Source organism: Limosilactobacillus gastricus DSM 16045 (genome assembly GCF_001434365.1).
GTDB classification, from domain to species: Bacteria; Bacillota; Bacilli; order Lactobacillales; family Lactobacillaceae; genus Limosilactobacillus; species Limosilactobacillus gastricus.
Window position 1 is genome coordinate 1 of record NZ_AZFN01000041.1, and the last position, 2,921, is coordinate 2,921.

The 2,921-nt window shown below is 37.8% G+C and carries 3 protein-coding genes and 1 pseudogene; 2 read left to right on the top strand and 2 right to left on the bottom strand.

The window, feature by feature from the left end:
* Nucleotides 1-173: 173 nt before the first annotated feature.
* Together FC60_RS08975 and FC60_RS08980 are read right to left on the bottom strand one after the other, a co-directional pair.
* On the bottom strand, nucleotides 174-560 hold the full coding sequence (locus FC60_RS08975) for a hypothetical protein (protein ID WP_056938037.1): 387 nt from the start codon (nucleotides 558-560) through the stop codon (nucleotides 174-176).
* Nucleotides 553-872, bottom strand: a pseudogene (locus tag FC60_RS08980) (acetyl-CoA carboxylase). Before FC60_RS08980 ends, FC60_RS08975 begins: the two are co-directional and overlap by 8 nt.
* 171 nt (nucleotides 873-1,043) lie before the next feature.
* Between FC60_RS08980 and FC60_RS08985 the strand changes: the two are divergent.
* Nucleotides 1,044-2,048, top strand: coding sequence for an NADP-dependent oxidoreductase (locus FC60_RS08985; protein ID WP_056938038.1), 1,005 nt, complete (start codon nucleotides 1,044-1,046; stop codon nucleotides 2,046-2,048).
* 16 nt (nucleotides 2,049-2,064) lie between these two features.
* Nucleotides 2,065-2,709 carry a TetR/AcrR family transcriptional regulator gene (locus tag FC60_RS08990; protein WP_056938039.1) on the top strand — a complete coding sequence of 215 codons (645 nt, stop codon included), beginning with the start codon at nucleotides 2,065-2,067 and terminating at the stop codon, nucleotides 2,707-2,709.
* The last annotated feature ends 212 nt before the right edge of the window (nucleotides 2,710-2,921 follow it).

Genomic DNA, 2,921 nt, shown 5'->3' on the forward strand with positions numbered 1-2,921 from the left:
CCACAACAAAAATCAGAACTAAAGAAACAGATTAATGACGTACACCAGGAAATTAGTAATCGTGTCCAAAAACAGTTACAGGATTTTGTAAGACAAAATCCTAAGATCAAACAACCAAGTCATGATGAACCCCAACAATTAAAGCGTTAAGAGAAAGACGGAGAGTTAGAATTTTATAGCTTCTCCGTTTTTTTATATGCCACATTGCGAATTTCTGGTAGTGGGATAAACCGATCAGCGTCAATCACAATATCATTGGCATTGTAGCCATGGATCAAGGTGGTGATATCTGGCCAATGACGGTTGTTTTGATCAACCGTTTTTAGTTGAATGGTCACTGGTTGTTGACGCTGGTATGCGTCTGCCAGTAGTTGGGTTATCTCTGCTAAGGATTGTTGCGGTCGTAGAACGTATACTTCATTCAATTGCTGGTTCTGATGGTTTAAAGCGGCGGTATGATCGGATAAATAGAACCCTTGCCATTTCATTATGCCCCGGTCATGATAATCATGTTTAAAAAAATACTTAACCGTGTCTAAGTCAAATTCTTGGTTATTCAAGTGGCACCCGCTTTCGTTGAATCAGCTTTTGACTAGCCGGCCACCGTTCTCCAGTAAAGCCGACAAATTCGATCGTTAGCTTTATATCTTGTCGTAATGCTTTTAGTAATTTTTCTAAATCAGCTAAATCATAGTTAGCTAATTCATGTAAGGGAACGGATTGCAAGCGCTCGTTAGCCCGTTGACTGTTAAAAAAAGATTATAGGTCTGATCATAGGTGCCATTAGTCAACATTGACCAATAGCGGGTTTGGGGACGTCGCTTAAACAATAGGGTTAACCGCCCCTTAATAATCTCTACATCGTTATTCATAGCTATTGCCTCCGTTATGTCCGCCCACTAGTGAAGCCCGCTTGATAGCGGTGCCCATCAGCTGCCACAGAGAGTGGGAGCAGTATAGTTTACATCTTTGAAGAATAAGCGTACAATCAAGTAAATGATTGAGCACTCACTCAATACGTGAGGAGCAAAGGAGTTCATAAAATGGTTGTTCAAGCAATACAATATAGTCGTTTCGGTAATGAAGAAGTGTTAGATTTAGTGAATATTAAATCTGATTCTTTAAAAGTGAATCAAGTCAGGGTAGAAGTTCATGCCGTTGGTTTAAATCCTATTGATTACAAGACTTTTGAGGGTGCAAAACCACTTAGATTTCTATCTTTTATGGCGAAACTAAGGAATCCCAGTCGTTGGTTTGAGTCGAAATCATCTCTTTTTCCAAGAGGTGTTGGTAGGGATTTTGCTGGAGTTATCACAGAAATTGGTGAAGGAGTAAATACCTTTGCAGTAGGGGACAAGGTTTTTGGATCAATAATCAGTGACCCTGGATTGGGGACCAAGAGGGGAGCTTTGGCAACAGAAATTTGTGTCAATGAATCGGAAATTGTATTGAAACCAAAGATGATTGATATGAACCACGCAGCTACTATGGGTGTAGCCTCTTTAGCTGTGGGTGGAGCTTTTAGAAAAATAGAGTTAAATTCTAAAGATGTTGTAGTTATTTCAGCAGCAACAGGTGGTATTGGAAGTATTGCAGTACAGTATGCAGTTGCTAAGGGTGCAACGGTTATCGGAATTGCAAGTAAGAAGAATTCAGAATATCTCAAGTCCTTAGGTGCCATACCAGTAGCTTACGAAGAGAACATTCAAAATGCTCTTCTATCAGCAACTCCAAAACCGATTACAAAATTCTTGGATTGCTATGGAAGTGATTACGTTAAGTTAGCTTTTAGTCTAGGTTTGAAGGGGAGTGAGATTGGAACTCTAGTACCCTCTCCATATGTTATGATAAGAGGAGCTCAGTTCACGGGTCCGAGACATTCTACATATGATGACTTTAAAACTTTAGCGGAGATGGTCTCAGATGGAAAGGTTCAGCTAAATATTGATCAAGTGTATGACTTTTCTCTAAAGTCAGTTAGAGAAGCATATCGTAGTCTGAAATTGGGACACACTCGAGGTAAGAAAGTCGTAAAAGTAAGAGAGTAGCAGGGAGGTGCTAGTGATAGAAAGTTTAGAACAAAAGTATGCTCAGACATTAGAAAATAGCAATTTGAGTTTAAAACAACGTCAAGTACTGTTATCAAGTCTAAAGTTATTTGCAGAAATTGGTTTTGAAAACACAACAGCCAGTCTTATCGCTAAGGAAGCTGGAGTCTCAGAAGGGACGGTTTTTAGTTACTTTAAGACCAAGGAAGGTATCTTAGAAGCAATTTTATCGACTTTTCTTGAGCAAGTTATTCCAGATGTGATTGCTGATTTTTCTAAGAAGAAATTTACAGCAAACCAGGAGACCTTTTCAGTGTTTTTGAGAAGTATTGTTCGGGATAGACTAGTTTTTATTCAGGAGAATCAAATGCAAGTTAAAATTCTCTTGAGTCGTTCTTTTATCGATAATGCTATTTCTAACCAGTTAGGAAATGTTATTGTTCACTCTATTATTAGTCCAATTAGTCCAATTCTGAATCAGTTTAAAGAAAAGGGCCTCATCAGAAATTGGACAAACGAAAGAATCGTTCGCTATATTTTAGCCTTGAGTCTTTCTTATGTTCTTCCAATGATGTTGAATGATAATGAGGAACTAGGTATAGATGAGGCAGTAAATGAAATAGTTGAATGTCTGTCTTTTGCTTTAGTAGAAGTAGAATAAATCTTGATTGTAAGCTTACTATTTTAAGTAGTGAGCTTTTTTTGAAACTAACATAAAAGGACTTGTTATCGATTAAGAAGAACACGCCATGAGGTTCATCATCAAAAAAACATTTAGATCACTTCCGTTAGCTTTTACCTATATTGTAGCACAGAAACGAACATGCGTTCTCTTAAATTATTAGAAAGCTGATTAAAAATAGTCGAAAGTCA

Bases quoted from the DNA above. Each gene is read 5' to 3' on its own strand.
- FC60_RS08985 (WP_056938038.1), top strand. From the start codon at position 1,044: ATGGTTGTTCAAGCAATACAATATAGTCGTTTCGGTAATGAAGAAGTG.